Origin of the sequence: Vibrio sp. 10N.247.311.51 (assembly GCF_041467855.1) — a bacterium.
Lineage (GTDB): Bacteria > Pseudomonadota > Gammaproteobacteria > Enterobacterales > Vibrionaceae > Vibrio > Vibrio coralliirubri.
The window spans coordinates 1-19,587 of the sequence record NZ_JBFSVK010000028.1 but is presented as its reverse complement, the minus strand read 5'-3'; the positions used below and the strand labels follow the sequence as shown (position 1 = coordinate 19,587).

17 protein-coding genes and 2 pseudogenes are annotated in these 19,587 nt (G+C 43.7%); 11 read left to right on the top strand and 8 right to left on the bottom strand.

Going from position 1 to position 19,587, the window contains the following annotated elements; translation table 11 throughout:
- Positions 1 to 44 precede the first annotated feature (44 nt).
- Complete coding sequence (locus AB6E85_RS20590) at positions 45 to 746, top strand: hypothetical protein (protein ID WP_372143984.1); 702 nt, start codon at positions 45 to 47, stop codon at positions 744 to 746.
- Between the two features lie 296 nt (positions 747 to 1,042).
- Positions 1,043 to 1,975 carry a LysR family transcriptional regulator gene (locus AB6E85_RS20585; RefSeq protein WP_012600214.1) on the top strand — a complete coding sequence of 311 codons (933 nt, stop codon included), beginning with the start codon at positions 1,043 to 1,045 and terminating at the stop codon, positions 1,973 to 1,975.
- A 118-nt stretch (positions 1,976 to 2,093) separates the two neighbouring features.
- Here AB6E85_RS20585 and AB6E85_RS20580 read toward each other — a convergent pair whose 3' ends face one another.
- The gene (locus tag AB6E85_RS20580; RefSeq protein ID WP_372143982.1) at positions 2,094 to 3,827 is read right to left on the bottom strand and encodes a mechanosensitive ion channel family protein; all 1,734 of its coding nucleotides are present in this window, start codon (positions 3,825 to 3,827) and stop codon (positions 2,094 to 2,096) included.
- A gap of 289 nt (positions 3,828 to 4,116) precedes the next feature.
- Positions 4,117 to 5,157 carry an alpha/beta hydrolase gene (locus AB6E85_RS20575; RefSeq protein WP_372143980.1) on the bottom strand — a complete coding sequence of 347 codons (1,041 nt, stop codon included), beginning with the start codon at positions 5,155 to 5,157 and terminating at the stop codon, positions 4,117 to 4,119.
- 408 nt (positions 5,158 to 5,565) lie between these two features.
- Here AB6E85_RS20575 and AB6E85_RS20570 point away from each other — a divergent pair, with 408 nt between their 5' ends.
- The 3 genes from AB6E85_RS20570 to AB6E85_RS20560 all read left to right on the top strand — a co-directional run bounded on the left by AB6E85_RS20570 (position 5,566) and on the right by AB6E85_RS20560 (position 7,998).
- Positions 5,566 to 7,404, top strand: coding sequence for an alkyl sulfatase dimerization domain-containing protein (locus AB6E85_RS20570; RefSeq protein WP_372143978.1), 1,839 nt, complete (start codon positions 5,566 to 5,568; stop codon positions 7,402 to 7,404).
- Positions 7,405 to 7,609: 205 nt separating this feature from the next.
- On the top strand, positions 7,610 to 7,819 hold the full coding sequence (locus tag AB6E85_RS20565; RefSeq protein ID WP_050632835.1) for a hypothetical protein: 210 nt from the start codon (positions 7,610 to 7,612) through the stop codon (positions 7,817 to 7,819).
- Between the two features lie 14 nt (positions 7,820 to 7,833).
- Positions 7,834 to 7,998 carry a hypothetical protein gene (locus AB6E85_RS20560; RefSeq protein ID WP_228013017.1) on the top strand — a complete coding sequence of 55 codons (165 nt, stop codon included), beginning with the start codon at positions 7,834 to 7,836 and terminating at the stop codon, positions 7,996 to 7,998.
- Between the two features lie 100 nt (positions 7,999 to 8,098).
- On the opposite strand, the gene AB6E85_RS20555 is transcribed toward AB6E85_RS20560, so the two are convergent.
- Entirely contained in the window at positions 8,099 to 8,887 is a 789-nt protein-coding gene (locus AB6E85_RS20555) for a helix-turn-helix domain-containing protein (RefSeq protein WP_012600208.1), read from the bottom strand.
- A gap of 98 nt (positions 8,888 to 8,985) precedes the next feature.
- On the opposite strand from AB6E85_RS20555, the gene AB6E85_RS20550 reads away from it, so the two are divergent.
- The 5 genes and pseudogenes from AB6E85_RS20550 to AB6E85_RS20530 all read left to right on the top strand — a co-directional run bounded on the left by AB6E85_RS20550 (position 8,986) and on the right by AB6E85_RS20530 (position 11,604).
- On the top strand, positions 8,986 to 9,879 hold the full coding sequence (locus tag AB6E85_RS20550) for a DMT family transporter (protein ID WP_004732002.1): 894 nt from the start codon (positions 8,986 to 8,988) through the stop codon (positions 9,877 to 9,879).
- 48 nt (positions 9,880 to 9,927) lie between these two features.
- Positions 9,928 to 10,182, top strand: a pseudogene (locus AB6E85_RS20545) (peptide ABC transporter substrate-binding protein); the annotation flags it as partial.
- 168 nt (positions 10,183 to 10,350) lie between these two features.
- Complete coding sequence (locus AB6E85_RS20540) at positions 10,351 to 10,590, top strand: hypothetical protein (RefSeq protein ID WP_372143975.1); 240 nt, start codon at positions 10,351 to 10,353, stop codon at positions 10,588 to 10,590.
- Positions 10,591 to 11,094, top strand: a complete 504-nt coding sequence (locus AB6E85_RS20535; RefSeq protein WP_019822926.1) for an acyl-CoA thioesterase — start codon at positions 10,591 to 10,593, stop codon at positions 11,092 to 11,094.
- A gap of 237 nt (positions 11,095 to 11,331) precedes the next feature.
- Complete coding sequence (locus AB6E85_RS20530) at positions 11,332 to 11,604, top strand: hypothetical protein (protein WP_019822928.1); 273 nt, start codon at positions 11,332 to 11,334, stop codon at positions 11,602 to 11,604.
- A 562-nt stretch (positions 11,605 to 12,166) separates the two neighbouring features.
- On the opposite strand, the gene malG is transcribed toward AB6E85_RS20530, so the two are convergent.
- The 3 genes from malG to malE form a co-directional block, all read right to left on the bottom strand.
- Positions 12,167 to 13,057, bottom strand: a complete 891-nt coding sequence (gene malG, locus AB6E85_RS20525; RefSeq protein WP_019822930.1) for a maltose ABC transporter permease MalG — start codon at positions 13,055 to 13,057, stop codon at positions 12,167 to 12,169.
- A gap of 11 nt (positions 13,058 to 13,068) precedes the next feature.
- Complete coding sequence (gene malF, locus AB6E85_RS20520; protein WP_050620445.1) at positions 13,069 to 14,640, bottom strand: maltose ABC transporter permease MalF; 1,572 nt, start codon at positions 14,638 to 14,640, stop codon at positions 13,069 to 13,071.
- A gap of 81 nt (positions 14,641 to 14,721) precedes the next feature.
- The gene (gene malE / locus AB6E85_RS20515; protein WP_017060048.1) at positions 14,722 to 15,906 is read right to left on the bottom strand and encodes a maltose/maltodextrin ABC transporter substrate-binding protein MalE; all 1,185 of its coding nucleotides are present in this window, start codon (positions 15,904 to 15,906) and stop codon (positions 14,722 to 14,724) included.
- A 664-nt stretch (positions 15,907 to 16,570) separates the two neighbouring features.
- On the opposite strand from malE, the gene malK reads away from it, so the two are divergent.
- The gene (malK, locus tag AB6E85_RS20510; RefSeq protein ID WP_017060047.1) at positions 16,571 to 17,683 is read left to right on the top strand and encodes a maltose/maltodextrin ABC transporter ATP-binding protein MalK; all 1,113 of its coding nucleotides are present in this window, start codon (positions 16,571 to 16,573) and stop codon (positions 17,681 to 17,683) included.
- Between the two features lie 240 nt (positions 17,684 to 17,923).
- Here malK and AB6E85_RS20505 read toward each other — a convergent pair whose 3' ends face one another.
- Both AB6E85_RS20505 and AB6E85_RS20500 read right to left on the bottom strand, forming a co-directional pair.
- Positions 17,924 to 18,124 (bottom strand): hypothetical protein, encoded by a 201-nt coding sequence (locus tag AB6E85_RS20505; protein ID WP_010431457.1) that lies wholly within the window; start codon positions 18,122 to 18,124, stop codon positions 17,924 to 17,926.
- 208 nt (positions 18,125 to 18,332) lie between these two features.
- Positions 18,333 to 19,532: pseudogene (locus AB6E85_RS20500) on the bottom strand (methyl-accepting chemotaxis protein); the annotation flags it as partial.
- Positions 19,533 to 19,587: the final 55 nt, after the last annotated feature.

Below are 19,587 nucleotides of genomic sequence, written 5' to 3'. Positions count from 1 at the left end.
TTTTTTAATACCTAATTTTTAAATATTTAAATAAGTGAGACACTTTGAAAACTAAACTAATATTACTGAGCTGTATTATCAGCGCTTATTCCATTGCTGATGAAAACACAATTGATTTTGAGTCCGCGGTAGAAGAGTTTACAGAAGCGACCATTGAAACAACACCCATTGATTTCACCGACCCGACTGCCGCTTATAGCTCCCTTCAATTAGGGTACAGCAATGAAGGCCTTGATGCCGGATTTGGATATGCTAGAGCAATCAATGACGATTGGGCGGGATTGATTTTTGCTCAGTCTCTAAACAGTTTTGACACATACAGAGTCAGAGCCGCGGCACTGAGCACCAATTTCGGTAGTGGCGTTATGGGAGACTATTTATATGATGACCGACATGACACACGCACTTTCGTATTGAACGCGATGCAAGTCCTGCCGCTGCATGAACGGCTACTGATTGCACCGACTCTTGGCGCGGGTGTCATATCCAGCGATAACCTTAATAAAGACGTGCCTATTGCTATGGCGCAATTGTACGGTGTCGTTACCATTACAGAGCAAGTCTCTATGATGATAGCACCTATCTACACGACGTCTTTGAGTGACAAAACACTTAAAATCAACACGTTAGATTGGGAAGGTAATTTTTCATACCAAATCGCAGATAACCAAAATATTTCATTTAAGTATAGTATCTACGATGAAACCGACAACAAGGTGGGCATTCACTACACCTATGCGCTGTAGCTACACTCATTCACTATAATGCCCTTGAATCTACCTAAAACGAGTACTCTAACTCGAAGCTCTTGTATCACATCATGCCCTAAGCGCCTTTAGTAACACGGATGTTGCTAGCCCTCCTTTTACTCACTCAAGATATTTAGAACGCCTTTCGTTGAAAGCTAACTTCTGCTCACAGCGCATTGCTGCGAACCGTATCAAACATTCTTTAACACATATCGTTCTTAAACTATTGAACAAAGGCTAATTTCCCTTATTCTTAGGTTACGCTTTCGAACTTCATTACGAAAAGGTAACCCATGAAAGAACTTCAAGACTTAGACCTAAATCTGCTCAAGTTACTTAAAGCGGTTGTTGAAACTCGTAATACCCATGCAGCAGCAGACAAGCTTGGTATATCGCAAACCAGTGTCAGCAGAGGGATGGCGAAGTTAAGAGAAACTTTTGGCGACCAGCTTTTTCTTCGTAAAGCACACGGCGTCGAGCCTTCAGAATTGGCAGAGAAACTCGCCGAAGCGGCCGATGAAATGTACTCCCCTTTGATAAAAGTGGTTGAGTCCTACCACAACTTTGACCCTAAAATATTTACCGGCGAAGTCACTATTGCATTAAATATATTTCTACTTGAACTGTATGGCGATGGGGTTTTTAAGGTTTTGCAAGAAGCTTTACCACAAGCGAGCTTTAAATTGATCTACTGGCAAGATAAAAGCTTGGTAGAAGTACTGAATGGACAAGTCGATTATTTACTACAACTTTCAGGCATTCCATTACCTCAAGATATCTACCAACATAAGCTCACCGAAGTAAAATTGAGCCTAATTGCGCGTAAAGATCACCCTGTGTTAAGTAAAAGCAGTGAATGGGAAGATATTCATCACCTACCAATAACAAGAATCTTAATTGATGGCATTAACACCAAGCGTGCTCCGATTGAAGATCTCTATATATCAAAAGGCTACAGCGCGAATATTGTGCTGGCGACGCATAGCCTCACAGTATTACGAAGCAAGCTCAGAAATTCGGATGCCTTCTCTTTTGGCAGCAGTTTTATGACGGAAGATGATTCGGAACTCCGCTGTTACCCATTACCTAATTTACCAAAAGAAATGCGCCAAATTGGTGTAGAGGGCGGCTACCTACAATCCAAACGAGGCTTCCCACTTCACCAACTATTGCATCAAACCATGCAGAGCTACTTTGATAGTATTGTTCAACCTGACGGTCGATAGCGAGCGAAATTTCTGGCCTCAATTAAAAAACTATTAACGATAAGCTCTGGCCCCTAAAGCGATATATAGGTCGCTTTAGGGGTACGGTGTCTTTAGGTTAATCGTGTCTGAGGCTGCGTTAAGCAGAAGGTGGGCGCACAGCAGAGGTTGCCGCCGGATACATGATGGTATTTTTGATTTCGTACTTATATTCAAAGCTGAAATCAGGAAATGGGAAGGCTTGCTCTTCATGCCACTGCGCAACAACCTGTTCGGCTTTTCGTTTCTGTTCCTCATTGTCATTGGCATTTACATCCACAAGTTGATATTGCGTAGAGTGAGCTATCTTCGCACCAATGCTCTCGACTTGGGTCAATACAGAAAACAAAATATCCTCTTGGACAGCCATGAACTCTTCATGGTCACGACAGCTAATGTAAGCCATCAGATTAATATTGATGGAGTATTCCCCAACACCCATGAGCCTCACTCGAACTGGATCTTCTTCGATGATTGGATGTTGCAGCAACAACCGGCGCAGATTAACGATCAGTACGCGTAATTGCTCAAGGGTGGTTTCGGAACGCAATCTCAACACATGATCCATGCGTCGCTTATCACGTCGCTCCAAGTTATCAATTTCCATGTTGGCAAATTCCGAGTTAGGAATGGTAATTAAAGAGCGCTCTAGCGTCCGGACTCGAGTCGAACGCAAACCAATACTCTCAATGGTTCCTAGTTTGTCTCCATAACGACAAAACTCACCAATCTTTACGCCCCCGTCAGCATAAAGCGTTAATCCGTTGATTACGTTCTCCAATATAGGGCGAATGGCCAGTGCAACCGCTAAGCCACCCACACCCAAACCTGCCAATATTGGGGAGATTGAGAACCCCATAAATTCGATGACATAAATGCCAAGAATCGCGATCGTCAACCCGCCAAATATACGTGCTAATACGGTAATCAGTGACGAATCTACGTGCTTTCCATTGTGCTTTTTGAATACATAAATATCAGCGAAATAGTTGAAAATGGCCATAATAAGCCATGAGACGAAGAAGAACTGAGCCAGTAGGAAGAAGGTGGTGAACAGCTGATAAACACCACCTGTAATCCATATCCCATCATCAATCACCCATCTTGCTAAAAACAGCAAATTCACCACGCCCACCAGCGACAACAGTCGACCTGCCCGCCATTTAAAGCCTTTTCCTTCCCAGCGACGATTCCAGCGTTCACCAAGCAAAAAGCTAATTCTTATCATTATCTTACATAGTGACAAAACGCCAGTGAGTGCAAGCCATTGCCATAAAGGAAGCGGCCCATAAAGTTGATTAAAAGATGAAGGTAAAGAAAGAACAAATTGCTTAGAGAACATAGGTCCGGGGCTAATCAGAAATTCCTGATAATAGTCTGGACGTGCTTTGCCATAGTACGGAAGGACTGACATCGTTCTATACCACCGAGAAAGGCTTTGAATGGTGTTAGAACTAAATAGGAACTGATCGGTTCGATCGCCTAGAGTTTGGCGAGACAATACGATCTCAGTGTTGCCTAAACGCCAGTGATCAATATCTTCTCCCCTTATTTGCTCGACATTTGGCACTAGCTGATGAGTACCTTTATCAATTCGATCCAACAACTCACGAAGAAGAATTATTTTCTCCATCACGACAACTGTTCGGCTTCGATTCGGAACCATAGACAAATCCATGGTTCTGATCACTTGTGAATAAGCATGCTGCGCTTCTTTAAGATGCAGTGTTTCATTTTTCCAATGCTCGATAACCACACTCGAATCCCTGATGAAGCTCGAAAGAGTATGTTTGGGGCTCGACGTGTCAGCGAGCTCCAAAGCAATACTTGGCATGGCTAGCGCATTAGGTATGGTTAGACATAAGGGTATGGTTAGAAAAACGGCTACTAACATCGAATAAAAACGTCTTATCACAACGATCTCCCGTCATCACTTTGTTCCAATGAAAACATAGGGGCAAGCGAATAAGAATGATCCATGACAGATTGATGTTGAGAGTAATGATAATTAGCTTGTAGTAACGTGGATATACATTTTAAAAGTGAAGTGAATAACGTTGTCATTATATCCTCCAAATAAAAATTCACATCCGTGTGATTCAATATTAGCTTGCTGAAATAAACTAGTTGATATGTTTATTAAAGAACTGGCCTAACTCATTAATAGCATCTTCAGACTCTGGCATATCGATTAAGATACCACTCATATAATCACCATGAGATTGGCCATCATATATATGCAGGTCAGTTTCTACGTCTGCACTGCGTAATAATCGATGCATACGAACCGTATCACTTAACAAGAGATCTCGAGTGCCTGAAATGAATATCGTTGGTGGGAATTCATCAATATCAGCGTATATTGGTGAAATAAGAGGATTATCAAGCGCTTCTCCACCAGCATAGACATCGAAAGTGCCCTCAATCAGCCCTTCTCGCTGACCTAGAGGGTCTAAGCCTTGCATCGTTAACCATGAATCCGATGTCTCTTTAAGGTCGACGGAAGGGGTCCCAACAAACAATGCGCCAGGTGCGGGAAGATCGAGCTCTTGCAGTTTAAGTGTCGTTGCTAACGTTAAGTTACCGCCTGCGGATGTGCCAAAAATCGCTGTTGATTCTGGTGATTGAGTTTTTATTAGCTCTTTCCATACTGCAACTGCATCATCAATTGCCGCTGGGAATGGATGCAGTGGCGGTTGACGATAGTCAACAGAGATCACCGGTGCACCAAGCCCGTTCGCAACCCAAATAGCTTCTCGTAAAGCTGATTCACCCCCACCGAAAACAAATGCACCACCATGGATATGTACTAGCCACTTATCTTTGTATTCAGGGGCGATATTCTTCGGCGTAACAAAGAACGTATCAACTCCGGCAAACTGCTTAGCTTCATAAGTAACGTCCAAGCGCTCTAGAGCTTGTTGAGCAATCTTAATACCTGGCGCATCAAATTGGGCTTGTAACGCCAACCACTCTGCCGTGTTGTTAGGAACAGGAATTGCCGGTGAGATAACTCTGTTCTCAAATAACTGAGCAAACTCTGTCGATATACCTGCTGGGGTCGGAACCTTTCGCTCTTGCAGTTCCATTCCAGCGAACGCCGCTGTGCTTGATAAGCTGAGTAGCAATGCAGGAATAACAGTGCGTAGTGATTTGGTTTTCATAGTAACTCCGGTAATGATTCTAAAAGCCGTGATTGGCGAACTGAGGCTATTATTCACGTCCGAACCCATTAGCACTATGAATTAGAGAAATTCAAATTTGATTATAGCTAAGTAGCAATAATGAATTTCTCTAATTCCTACTAAGTCTAAAAATCAAATGCGATATTAAATGAAGAAAAGATAAGGAGCTTACATGAAATACTTACCAGCAAGTATGGTATTAACAGGCTATTTAGTTTTCTTCTTTATATTGGTTATGCGTTTAAATAGCTAAACAATATAAAAAGACAACACTCAATCACTTATTTAACTTCTTACTAGTTTAATAAATAAAATAGTAAGAGGAACATTAAATTTAGTATCGGTCATCAGAATTAATTCGGACAGTATTAAACCATGAGAAAACCAATGAAACTTAATTCAACAACAAAATCAATCAAGCTATTCATTCTGACAGCTTCATTAAGCGCAACTGCCATCGCTCAAGACGCGATGTTTACCTCTCCACAAAACGTATATAACGACAGTGAAGTAGTGCTGACTAAGTATAACAATGGCGGAGTAGTGAATGCTTCGGTGATAGAAAACGTAGCAAAGACTCAGCCTGAAGAGGCGTACATCAAACAAGTAACAGATGGAGTTTGGGCAATCACTGGCTATCATTTCGGCTACAAAACAGTTATTGAGGGCGAAACTGGCCTTATCATTTATGACTCTGGTGACGACATTGAAGAAGCAACGGAGATCTTGGAATTAGTACGCAAACACATTAGTGAAAAGCCGATCCACACCGTCATTTATAGCCATTCTCATTATGTATTTGGTGCACAAGCGATTCAACAAGCCTTTGATGGCGAGCTCAAAGTGATTGGTCATCCAGAGATCAACAAAAACGTTCTAGAAAGCGGCGGCTTAGGTGCGTCGATTCCTGAATTATCACCAACGCTAACAGCCCGTGCCTATGAACAATTTTCGGTGCTTCTGCCTGCTGAGGGGCCTGACGCAAAATCCCCAACACCGATAGGTAAAACACAAGGGTTTGTGCCAGTAAATACTCCTGTGACACAAGGCCAAACAATGACGGTTGATGGTGTCGAGATGGTTTTCTACACCGACTTTGATAGTGATACCGACGATCAAGTGATCGTCTATCTGCCTGAGTCCAAAACGGTACTCAACAACCACCTATGGCCAACTTACCCGAACTTCTACACATTAAGAGGTTCAGTGTATCGTGATCCGACAGTCTGGGCTGAAGGTATCCGCCTTATCAGAGACTTAAATCCAGAACATCTTATCAACACGCACACTGAACCACTCAGTGGCCATGATGAGATCCAAACCACATTGAACGGTTACTATGATGGAATTATGTACCTCTATGACCAAACTATTCGAGGGGTTCTGCAAGGTAAAACACCTGAAGAGTTAACCTACTCGGTTCAGTTACCACAAGACCTCGCCGAATTACCCCATAACCAGATGACTTATGGTGAGTTTTCTTATTATCCGAAAAACATCTATTACCATGCGCTTGGTTGGTTTAACGGTGAAGCTGAAACCTTGAACCGTATTGAGCCGAACCTTCAAGCTAAGAAAATCATTGAAGGGTTTGGGGGAGTAGACGCGGTAAAACAAGAGCTAAACAAGACTATTGCCAACAATGAACTCGCATGGTCAGCAGAACTCGGCGGCTACTTAGTCCGTGTTGTCCCGAACGATGAAGAAGCTAAACAGCTTTTGGCAGACACATTAAGACAAATGGGCTACCAAACAGAGGCATCAATCCCCCGATCTTGGTATCTAACCAAGGCTCTTGAATTAGAAGGAAAAGTCCAAATACCAAGCGTGGTGTTTTCAGATGCTAATTCAATCATAGGATCCCCAGCCGAGACGTTGGTGGGCCAATTTCGAGTGCGTCTAGACCCAATCGCAAGCTATGGGGAAGACCAAATGATGGCAATTACGATAAAAGACTCGGATGCCCCAACCATGGGATTGCATGTACGTAGCACTGTCGCTGAGTTTATCTCAGACACCGAAGACTACAATCGCCAAGCTGACCTTGAAATCAGCGTATCTAAACGCACTTGGGCAGAGTACTTTGTTGGGGAGAAGAGCTTAGATCAAATGCTAGAAAGCGCTGACGTGAGCACTAACCACAAAGATGATGTGAGAGGATTCTTTAGCCTCTTTGACCAATTAAACGAATCGAAAACCCGGTTTGTATCCCCATCGCAGTCTTAAACTTGAGCTTCGACATAGACTTAGTTTTTGGACTTAAACATAGCGATAGCCATGGACTAAACCACTTTTAACCAAAGCCTCCACGACGGAGGCTTTTTGCTATTTATCATGTTCTATTTATCTAAACGCTTGTTACAAAATATCTAATTTAACCAAACACTGAGCTCCCCTAAAATACCAATCAAATGATTAGGGGAGATAGAACATGATTAGCTCAGCACACAATGACGAACTCAACAGATACATAGAAAGACTAGACTTAAACCTTACCAAGGCTCAGGTTCGTGAACTTGGTTGGCAGCAAAGCAATGAAGAGGTAGGAAAAGAAAAAACAGTATTAGGCTCGTGGTTTTTCTTTTCTTTCTTTGGCTTATGTACGTCTGCATGTTTTGCGCTGCTGATGTATATTTCATGAGGATAAACAAAATAATGACCACGTATAACCAGCATGGAACGTTCAATTGGTTCGAGGTCGATGGAGAAACGTACATACTGTTCAAGGTCGGCAGCAACAGTGCTCTATTGAATCAAGACTATGAGGATGTCACCGAACAACAGAGCGAAATATACAGGCTGTTGGGTGCGATTCCATAATCTCCTACTGCACGTATTCACTTATGGTGTATCTATTCATTTATGTTCTCTCTACTCACTAATTAGCGAAAACATCCGTTCTGTTAGGAACAACAACGAACTACAACAAACGGTTCTTATACTGTTCTGGCGTTTGGTTCGCGTAACGTTTGAACATGGTGATAAATGGACTTGCTTGGTTATAACCCAATGTAAGGGCGACCTCCTTAACCGATTGGCCGTTTCTCAACAAGTCCATAGAGTATAGGTAGCGCACTCGCAGTCGCCACTCGGTAAAGCTCATACCAAGCTCCGTCTGGCAATGACGAGAAAGGGTCCTTTCTGTGGTGTGAACACGTTCAGCCCAATCTTTCAGCGTCACTTCATCGGTTGGGTTTTCTTCAACAGAAGCTAATATTGGTGCTAGGTACTTATTGTCGGTTGAAGGCAAGAAGTGGTGTTCAACCTCACGCTGCGCAAGTTGGTCAAGCAGTACCTGAACGAGCCTTTGATCTTGCTCTGTTTCCGCAACATTTATCCCACGATCGCGAAAATCATCGATGATAGAAGACACAATCGGCGTGATCTTTATAAGGCTGGTTTTATCTGGCAGGTGTTGCGTGAGTTCTGGTGCGATATTTAGCGAACAGTAGTCCAAAGGCTTACGGTTATAACTGCAATGCATCACCCCGGCCGGTACCCAAATCGCCAAATGTGGTGGCGCCAGAAATCGGGTGCTTTCCGCTTCCATCTCTAATATACCGCCACTGATCAATTGAACCTGTCCCCATGAGTGGCTATGAACTCGGGTTTCAGTATTCGAAAGAAACGCTTCAAAATTCATAAATACGTTGGATGGTGCCTTATCAATTGATAAGGATGGATGAAGGTTTCTGGAGTGTTTTTTCAAACTTGTCTTCCTATCGCGCCTGATGTCTTTCTAAAGATACTTGTAAGTATAACGACCTGTCAAACTAGCCGCATCAACTCATTTGCGACGGAATTCACATGCATTATCTCTTACCATTTTTTACAGTCTGTATCTGGGGCGCCAATGCAATCGTCAACAAGCTTGCTGCAAGCACCATAGAACCGAGCGCAATGAGTTTTTACCGCTGGTTTTTTGCGATGTTAATTCTCACGCCTTTCTGTATTCGCCCGGTGATGAAGCAGTGGGCTGTCATTAAGCCAAACCTATCGAAATTAGCGTTCCTCGGCTTTTTGGGCATGGTGTTGAACCAATCTCTAGGGTACTACGCAGGCTTAACCACAACCGCTTCCAACATGGCATTGATCACGTCTTTAGTCCCGTTAATCAGTGTGTTTCTAAGCGTTCCTTTGTTGCACAAGTCGATTTCTAGTTTGAGTATTGTGGGTGGTGTGTTGTCACTGTCAGGCTTAGCTCTGATGTTAGGTAAAGGCGATCCTTTATTCTTCATGCATCAAGAGCTGACTCAAGGCGATGGCTATATGCTGATTGCGGCCTTTGTTTATGCGTCTTACTGTGTGCTATTGAAACGCTGGAAAATGCCGATCAGTAGCTGGGTGGTGATTTACATTCAGGGTCTGTTTGCTGTCGCGATGCTTACGCCACTTTGGCTTACCAGCGAACAACTGTTACCACCGCAACAAGCGATCCCATTGATAGCTTACGCCGCGGTTGCCGCTTCGATTTTAGCGCCTTGGATGTGGGTGAAAGCAATTGACACCATTGGTGCTGACTCAAGTGCGATGTTCATGAATTTGCTTCCGGTTGTTGCGATTGTATTAGCTGCGACATGGCTTGGCGAAGAGATTAACCAGTTCCACATCATTGGTGGCGTGATGGTGATTTCAGGTGTCATCCTTGCTCAAATCAAAAGAAAACCAAGGCTTGAGGCTCCTCTCCCTCAACAAAGCTAAACGCATTACCCAACGCTCACATTAGGGTAAATATTCAAACTCACGTTTCACACAGCAAATGAGAGTGGCTACTGTAATCCAGATTATCATGAGCTCTTACAGCAAGCGCGTAAAACGGAAGATCAGTCTAAACGCTTCGCTTTATATCAGCATGATGAGTCGCTAGTAAACGATTCGGCAGCAGTTATGCCTATGCATCATTACAATCACACACGATTAGTGCGAAATACACTAAAAGGCTTCCCAAACAATAATCCGAAAGGAAATATCTACGCGAAGGATCTATACTTTTTAAAACAGTAAAAGTGAGCTGATAAGAAAACAATAATTACTACCACTTTAGTGGTAACTGAGATACAGTCACTTTAACTAAACTAAATCAACAGCGGTTAGTTGGCTAACACAAAAAAGGTACCGACATGAGTACCACACGGCTTAGAAACACCTAGCATTGCGCTAGGTGTTTTTTTTTTGCAATCAACCTATCTAGTGACTCAATCAGTATTTCTATTCTCTTGCTTGATATCACTTCATCCATATTTGCCATTCATCTCATACGCCTTTAAGCACCAATATTCATCAACTGATCATCTGTTTGAAAAAATAGTCTTAACCATGAGATTATCCGCTTTAACTTATGTCATCTTAAGTATATTGTTACTAGCAAGTAACAAGCATGTTATGCAGCAAAATAATAATGAAGGAAGATAAATGAGCAGTAGCAATAGCCGACAAGATGGTAAACGAGACGTTACTCTGCGTTTTTTAGCTGAACCCGGGGATGTGAACTTTGGTGGCAAAGTTCATGGTGGTGCAGCAATGAAGTGGATCGATTTAGCAGCCTACGCTTGTTCTGCAGGTTGGAGCGGTAAATACTGTATAACAGCCTATGCAGGCGGAATTCGATTCGTTGCCCCAATTCATGTAGGCAACCTTGTGGAGGTAAGTGCAAAGGTCATCTACACAGGTTCATCTTCAATGCATATCGCTATCGACGTGCAAGCAAGCGACCCTAAAGAGCTCAATAACCGCCTAACAACTCACTGTATCGTTATTATGGTCGCTGTTGATGAGAATGGTAACCCGACTAAAGTACCAGAGTGGATACCAGAGACGCCAGAAGACATCGAATTACGAGATTCGGCTATTCGACTAATGAACATGCGAAAACAGATTGGTGAAGAGATGGAAGCTCACGTGAAGTACCTGAAATAAGGTCCACCAGCAGCCCTCCCCCTACAAAACCTTATTACAATGCCAAGCGCCTGCTTGGCATTTATCTATTTGATACCTTCGTGCTCTACACCGCCAAATCCGCTGCACACCCAATACAGACGACAAGAGCGTGATACCTAGCCAAAGGTTGAAATGAATCGGCACTTGTTCACCGATTTATTTTGACTGTAATAAAGTCGTCATTTTGCTCTGATTAAATACCGCCAATCATAATAGATGCATTTGAATTTCTTGGAGCCACTCTTGAGCGTCATACGCCCCACTCTTAGCGAGTCTACACTGAACAACTTAAAGGCTGTTGAGTATCAATGGGTTAGAACTTTGTACGTCGAAGGCTACGACAGCAATGAAATCAACCACTATATCCAAACGTGTTTCGGCGGAGATCCGACATTTGCCGATCTATTTCGTCGCGTGGCACTCGATCAAGAAAGCATCTATGTGTTATTGCAACACTTAGGCTGTGCTCCCTCGAGCAAAGAGTTCTGACTTTTAACTCCCGCCAAAAACCAGACATATAAATAAAGCCGCTTTCATAACCCTCACAAATACTACTTAAAGACTCTGTAACTACCTCTCGCTTCCCTATACATTTTCAGTGCAATTTCAGGTTTTGTTGCATACAAATCATTGAAGTATCACGCATTGGAATATTAGCAACATATCAATAGTACAACGGCCACTTATACTGAGTGTCTGATTTGTGAGACTAGTTCATTTCTACAAGTAACCAAAATGAAGTGGTCGGTATTTAGGAGAGAAGTAACTCGAAACTTTGAGTTTTAAAGTAGATAAGAGCACGATAGTCGACGAGTAACGCTGACACAAAAAAACAAAAAGTAGCAGGCATAAAAAAACCCAAGTAAATACCTGGGTTAGAGTTACAAAAACCACTAATCATTAATAGCGTAAGGAACCTGATTAGTAGCCAGCTATGCGTAACCTGAGGGTTATTTTTATTACTGATCGGCGGCCAAACCAAATGATGTAATAAAAATGCCAATATAGAGCGACCTAACGGTCGCTCTTTTTCTTTCTTATAGAGTACAGCTTATCCTTTTACACCACCTGCCGTCAAACCGCCAACTAACCAACGTTGAGCAAGTAAGAACACGATAGTAATCGGAAGTGCTGATAGTACAGCCGCTGCCGCAAAGTCACCCCATAGGTAGTTCTGAGGGTATAGGTACTGCTGCATACCTACTGCTAGCGTGTAAGAGTTCACATCTGTAAGTAGGATAGACGCTACTGGCACCTCACCCACTGTCGCAATGAAAGATAGGATAAACACAACCGCTAGAATTGGCACAGACAGCGGTAGCAGAACCAGTCTGAATGCTTGCCAAGGCGTTGCACCATCAAGGGCTGCAGCCTCCTCCAGAGAGTTATCAATCGTCTCAAAGTAACCCTTAATCGTCCATACGTGCAGTGCAATACCACCTAGGTAAGAGAAGATTAGACCACCGTGTGTGTTCAAGCCTAAGAACGGAATGTATTGACCAAGTTTGTCAAACAGCGCGTAGATTGCTACTAGAGCCAGTACTGCTGGGAACATTTGGAAAATCATCATCGCTTTCAGGATAGTTTCTTTACCTTTGAAGCGCATACGAGCAAATGCGTAAGCCGATGTCGTTGACAGTGCTACGATTAAAATCGATGTAACACCCGCCACTTTAATCGAGTTCCATAACCAAGTCAGTACTGGGAACGGAGGTGACGTTACCGAACCATCTGCGTTCGTCACTGACATACCTAATGCTAGCTTCCAGTGTTCCAATGATGGGTTATCTGGAATCAAACTACCGGTTGCGAAGTTACCTTCACGGAACGAGATCGCGATGATCATCAGTAGTGGGAAGATAATCATTGCCAAGAAGCACCACAACACTGCATGCGTTGCCCACACTCGGTATTTAAGGCCTTTACCTTGTACCATAGCCATTGTCGAGCTCCTTAATCTTGAGACAGTTTAGTGAAACGAAGGTTTAGTAACGCTAGTGCACCAACCAATAGGAAGATAAGCGTTGCGATAGCACTTGCTAGACCGAAGTCTTGACCGCCGCCGCCTTCGAATGCAATTCGGTACGTGTAGCTTACAAGCAAGTCTGTGTAACCCGCTGGCTCAGAAGTACCAATCATGTTCGGACCACCGTTCGTCAATAGTTGAATCATTACGAAGTTGTTGAAGTTAAAGGCAAACGCTGCAATCAATAGCGGTGTAAGCGGTTTAATCATCAATGGGAACGTAATGCGCTTGAAGTTATCAAGGAAGTTCGCACCATCGATTGCTGACGCTTCGTATAAATCATCAGGAATCGCTTTAAGCAGACCCATACATAGAATCATCATGTAAGGGAAACCTAGCCATGTGTTAACCATCAACACCATGGTTTTCGCAAGAATCGGGTCTGAGAACCAGTTCGGGCTTAAGCCGAAGATATTCTCGAGCACCATGTTGATCTCACCAAAGCTTTGGTTGAACAGACCCTTAAAGATAAGAATCGAGATGAACGCGGGTACGGCGTAAGGCAGAATCAGTAGAACACGATAAATAGAACGACCTTTCAACTCTTCCCATTGCACGATGTTAGCCAGTACAAGGCCGATAACTAGCGTGAACGCTACGGTACATACCGAGAAGATAACCGTCCAAATAAAGATGCTGATAAATGGTTCTTTAATGCCATCATCTTTCCATACACGCTCAAAGTTATGCGTACCAATGCTAACCACGAAACCTGGAGAGATGGTATTACCCGTAAACTCACCATTTGCATCAACACGCTGGTAGAAACCCACATCCATATTTGGCTTGAGAACTTCACCCGTTTCATTATTGATTAACGTTTCTTCATCGTCTTGTAGCGTGTAAAGCGGAGCAACAGAAGCAAACTTACGTAAGCCACTCATGCGGATGTCACCACCGTCAGGTAGATTGAAATCAACACCACTGATTGCTGCTCGGTTTTGAATGATCGCTTTGATCTTCTCTTTTTCACCTTGCGCAGACTCGATTACAGATAGGTCCATCTCTGTTTCTGTCATATTGTCTAGAGAAAATACGTCAGTCGCTAACAGTTGATCGCCATCTTTTACAACGATCTGGTGACCGTCATCTGTCTTGTACAAAGTAAATGGGTAGCTCTCACCGCTTTGGAAAGAACGGTCTAAAAGAACGGTTTGAGTACGCTCTAGAGAAAGTTGGTTTTTCGCGCTGTAGTTAGTAAACGCAAGCCCTACGGTGTATGCCAATGGGAAAAGAATGAACAAGATCATTCCGGCAATACCTGGGTAAATATAACGGTGGGCGTAAGTTTTTTTACTACCAAAAATGTAAAGTGCCAAAGCCGTTAAGATCACTGTAAGCAGCGCAAAAGCGAGCTCACCGCGAGAATACATTAGAATTGTAGCGTAGCCGTTTATTAAGCCAACGCTACCAAGCAACCCCCATTTGATGAAGACGCTTTTACTGCCTGGAAGGCTTGATGGTGCTGGGATAGCATCTGTACCTTGAACTGACTGCATAGAGGAACCTGCTAGCGATATAGATAAAAAATAGAAAAGTAAGGAGAGGTTACCCCCTCCTTAAAAGGTAGTGCCTAGGTGTTACTTAACCATACGACCTTCAGCAGCTTTTAGTGCTTGGTCTACTGATTGACGGCCGTCAACTACGTTGCCGATCGCTTCTTCCATGCTGTACCAGAATGTTGTGAACTGAGGGATGTTAGGCATGATTTCACCGTTCATCGCGTTGTCCATTGTTGCTGCAATACGAGTATCGCTGTCTAGTTGACGTTGGAAAGAGTTAAGAGCAACAGCGCCTAGTGGCTTGTCGTCGTTCAGGCTCTTCATACCTTCATCAGTTAGTAGGTAGTTTTCCATAAACTCAACAGCTAGGTCGCGGTTTGGAGACGCAGTGCTGATACCACCCGCCCATACACCAACGAAAGGCTTAGACGCTTTACCGTTGAACTTAGGTAAAGTTGTTACGCCGTAATCTACGCCAGCTTTCTTGATGTTTTCCCAACCCCAAGGGCCGTTGATTGTCATTGCAACGTTACCCGCAACAAATTCAGACTCAGCAACTGAGTAATCCATGTCTGCAGAGATAACCTTGTCTTGTACCATCTTCTCGATGAAACCTAGAGACTTCTGAACACCGTCAGTCGCTACGCCCGCATCTTTAATATCGTAACCTTCTGCAGTCTGTTTGAATGCGTAACCGCCGTCAGCTGCAAGTAGAGGCCATGTGAAGTAAGCGCCGCCACGTAGAGGCCACATGATTGCTTTCTTGCCGTCTTTTTTAAGTTCAGCATCAAGTGCTGGGATTTCTTCCCAAGACTTAGGTGGGTTAGGAACAAGCGCTTTGTTATAAATTAGAGAAACTGACTCAACAGCAACAGGGTATGCGATTGTTTTACCTTCGTATGAAACAGCGTCCCATGCGAAGTCTACGATACCTTCTTTAGTTTCTTTAGAAGGTTTGATATCAACAAGAAGTCCCGCTTCTGCATAGCCGCCAAAACGGTCATGTGCGTAGAAGATCATGTCTGGGCCGTCGCCAGCTGCAGCTACTTGAGGGAATTTTTCTTCTAGCTTGTCAGGGAAAGCGACGGTTACTTTAACACCAGTATCTTCTTCGAAGCGTTTACCTACTTCAGCCATGCCTTCATAAGCTTTGTCACCACCTACCCAGATTGTTAGTTGTCCTTCTTCGATAGCAGCATTTGCACCAAAAGAACCCAGAGCAACTATTGTACCTAGAGCTACAGCGCTTAGAGCGTTTTTCATGTGAATATCCTTTTTATATTTATACGTAGGGCACATCTACCAAGACGAGCCAGTTTTCGGAGGTTATGATCTGAGAAAACAGACCCTAGCTCATCATCCTAGCCACTACGCCCTAGCTATTATGGCTTAAATTCGTGATCACCATCCGGTCAGATTAGAGACTGCAATCACAAAACGCATACTCATCGTGATCAACATCACCGTTACGTGGTGGATTTATTTGAACTGGATCGCCAATTATTAATAACCCCATTTATCTACTCCTCCCCTCCTACTCCCCCTAGTTAATTTTCCATTAGGAGGATGTACCCTTACGCCAATTCACCGAAACTGCATTCATCCAAGAGTGGATAGTAAGAACCCTTTACCGGCAAGTGTTATGCGTTGACGCATTATTCATTTAGTTGGCTTCACTGCCCGCTGGTGTCTTATATTAGCATCGAGCTAAATCTGTGATTGAATCACGGGGGAGGTTTAGCTGGATGTGGGGGAAATGGGCATCAGTTTGGCTATGACGGGTGGGCTTGGTTAAAGAAGCCAAGTCTCACCCACTTTTTTCTTACTCACTCAATACTTACCAATTCCTACAGTTACTGCTGACCCAAAAATTTCTTATAATGATAAGCAGTAAAACTTAAAATTTGATCGATCGAGGACAAGCTAGATGGCGAGTGTCACGTTAAAAAACGTTTATAAATCATATGGTGATGTACAGATTTCTAAGGACGTAACCTTAGACATCAACGAAGGTGAATTCGTAGTATTCGTTGGACCATCAGGTTGTGGTAAATCGACGCTATTACGCTGTATCGCAGGTCTAGAAGACATTACGTCTGGTGATTTGTACATTGGCGACCAGCGCATGAATGACGTTGAGCCTTCAAAGCGTGGCGTAGGTATGGTATTCCAATCTTACGCGCTTTACCCTCACCTTAACCTTTACGACAACATGTCTTTCGGCCTGAAGCTAGCGAACGCTAACAAAGCTGAAATTGATAAGCGTGTTGAACATGCTGCAGAAATCCTTCAGCTTGGTCACCTTCTTGAGCGTCAACCTAAAGCGCTTTCTGGTGGTCAACGTCAACGTGTTGCTATCGGTCGTACTCTGGTTTCTCAACCAAATGTATTCCTACTTGATGAGCCGCTATCTAACCTAGATGCTGCGCTGCGTGTTCAAATGCGTTCGCAAATCACTAAGCTACAGCGTCAACTTGGCTGCACCATGATCTACGTTACCCACGACCAAGTGGAAGCGATGACAATGGCCGATAAAATCGTTGTTCTTGATGGCGGTTACGTATCTCAAGTCGGTAAGCCGCTTGATCTTTACCACTACCCTCAGAACCGTTTCGTTGCAGGCTTTATTGGATCGCCGAAGATGAACTTTATGTCGGTTCACATCGAGCAAGCTGAAGCAGAGCGCGTATTGGTACAACTTTCAAATGGCATGACTTTCTGGATTCCTGTTGACGGGACAACGGTTAATGCTGGCGATCGTATGTCTCTGGGTATTCGCCCTGAACACTTGATGTCTGCTGAATCAGGTGACGCAACAATTGAAGCTGACGTGATGATGGTAGAGAAACTAGGTAACGAAACTCAGGTTTACCTAAACCTTGAAAGTGCCGATGCTGATGTTATCTATCGCCAGCCAGACACGTTGAAAATCGAATCAGGTGACAAGTTGGCGATTGGTATTCCAGCGCACCGTTGTCACCTGTTCCACAGCGATGGCCGCGCATGTCGTCGTTTGTACAAAGAATACGGCACAGACTAATCGCTTAGCCTTTTAGGATATAACTTGCCCATATCGAATCCCTCTTACTCAGTAAGGGGGATTTTTTTATGTGCTAGAGACGGTTTCACTTACATTGAATAGTTCATGAGTCAGCTACTCGGTCTTTCGTTAACGGCAATAAAAAAGGCCTAGCAACCGCTAGACCTTTATCTGTTAGTTAGGCTATGAACCCAACCGCTAATATCACTTCTTTTAGACATGAAACCTGTCTAAATCAACTTAGTGAATTGGCGTATCATTCTGTTTGTTGAACTGGCCAAAATGCTTCTCTAACACTTCAGGAGTCAGTTTGCCTTCCGCTTCTAGTCGTTTGAACTCAGCAACAATTGCTTTTTGCTCTTCAAGTGATGGCAGTTTCACCTCAGGCTCATCGCCCATCTCTTGAGTCATCTGCTCTAGTTCTTTTTCAAAATCGCTCATGATACTTACCTAAATATTAAACCTAACGAGATTTTACTCATTTACGCCCTATGATGCTAGGGCGATTGAGTGCAAAGCCCGAAACCAGATCAAGCTAAGGTCCGTTAGAAGAAAACAAGCCCGTAAATAAAAAGAGCTGAATTCACGATTAAATGAATCCAGCTCTTAGTTTATGTCTCTTTCTAAGACATGCTACAGCTTAACGGGATTAAAGCTTAAACGAACCAACCATCTTATCTAGACGAGAAGAAAGGTCTCGAAGCTCTTGGCTCGCCTCAGCAAGTTGCTCAGCCGTGCCCGTTGTCACTTCGTTGATTGCGTTGATCTCTTCAATGTTCTGGTTGATGGTGTGAACTACGGTTGATTGCTCTTCCGTTGCCGTTGCCACTTGGGTGTTACGGTCTGTGATATCAACGATACGGTCTGAAATGCCACTCAGCACATCTACCGCTTCATCCGACGCCGATACACCTTCAAGGGTGATCACCTTACCCGCACTCATTGCCGTTACTGCATCTTTCGCATCGCTTTGCAGTTGGTTGATCATCTTTTGAATCTCTTCCGTTGAATCGGCAGTACGGCTTGCTAGGTTACGTACTTCATCTGCTACTACCGCAAAACCACGTCCTTGCTCACCGGCACGCGCGGCTTCAATTGCAGCGTTTAATGCGAGTAAGTTAGTTTGCTCTGAAATATCACGGATAACACCCAGAATAGAGCCGATGTCTTGAGTTGTAGAAGCCAATTGCTCTACTACCTGACCTGTGCTTTCGATATCTTGCGCCAAACGACTGATCGCGTCTTTTGCTTTGTTCACCACAGAGCGGCCTACTTCCGTATTGCCTGAAGCTTGAGTTGCCGTTTCTGCTGCGGTTGCCGCGTTCGATGCAATCTCGCTGATGGTCATACCCATTTGGTTAATGGCAGCAACGACTTGAAGCGTTTGGTCACGCTGTTCTTGGCTATTGTCGTGGGTGATGTGGGCTTTGTTAGAAACACTCTCTGCTGCTACTTGAAGCGCTTGGCTTGTCGAACACACCTCTTTCATCGACTCGTGAATCTTTTCAATGAACCCGTTGAAGCCCTTTGAAAGCTGTGCGATTTCATCGTTGCCTTTCACTTCAATACGCTGCGCAAGATCACCGTCACCTTCGCCAAGGTCGCCGAAACGCTTAGCCAGAAGTTTAATCGGTTGAGTAATGCTGTTCGCCAGAACTACGCCCATTAGGATAAACACTAATGCCACAACCGCAGTCATGATCAGCATCTTTTGCGCTGTCGCATCTAACTCTGCAAATACTTCATTAGTTGGAACAACACCAATAACAAACCAGTCCATTGAGGACACATACAAACTCGCTACAAACAGCTCTTGGCCTTGGCTTTCAGTGGTAATCAGGTTAAAGCCCACGGAAAAATCATGAACTTCCCCGTCAATAAAGGCTTGCTAGAACCTTTAAAAG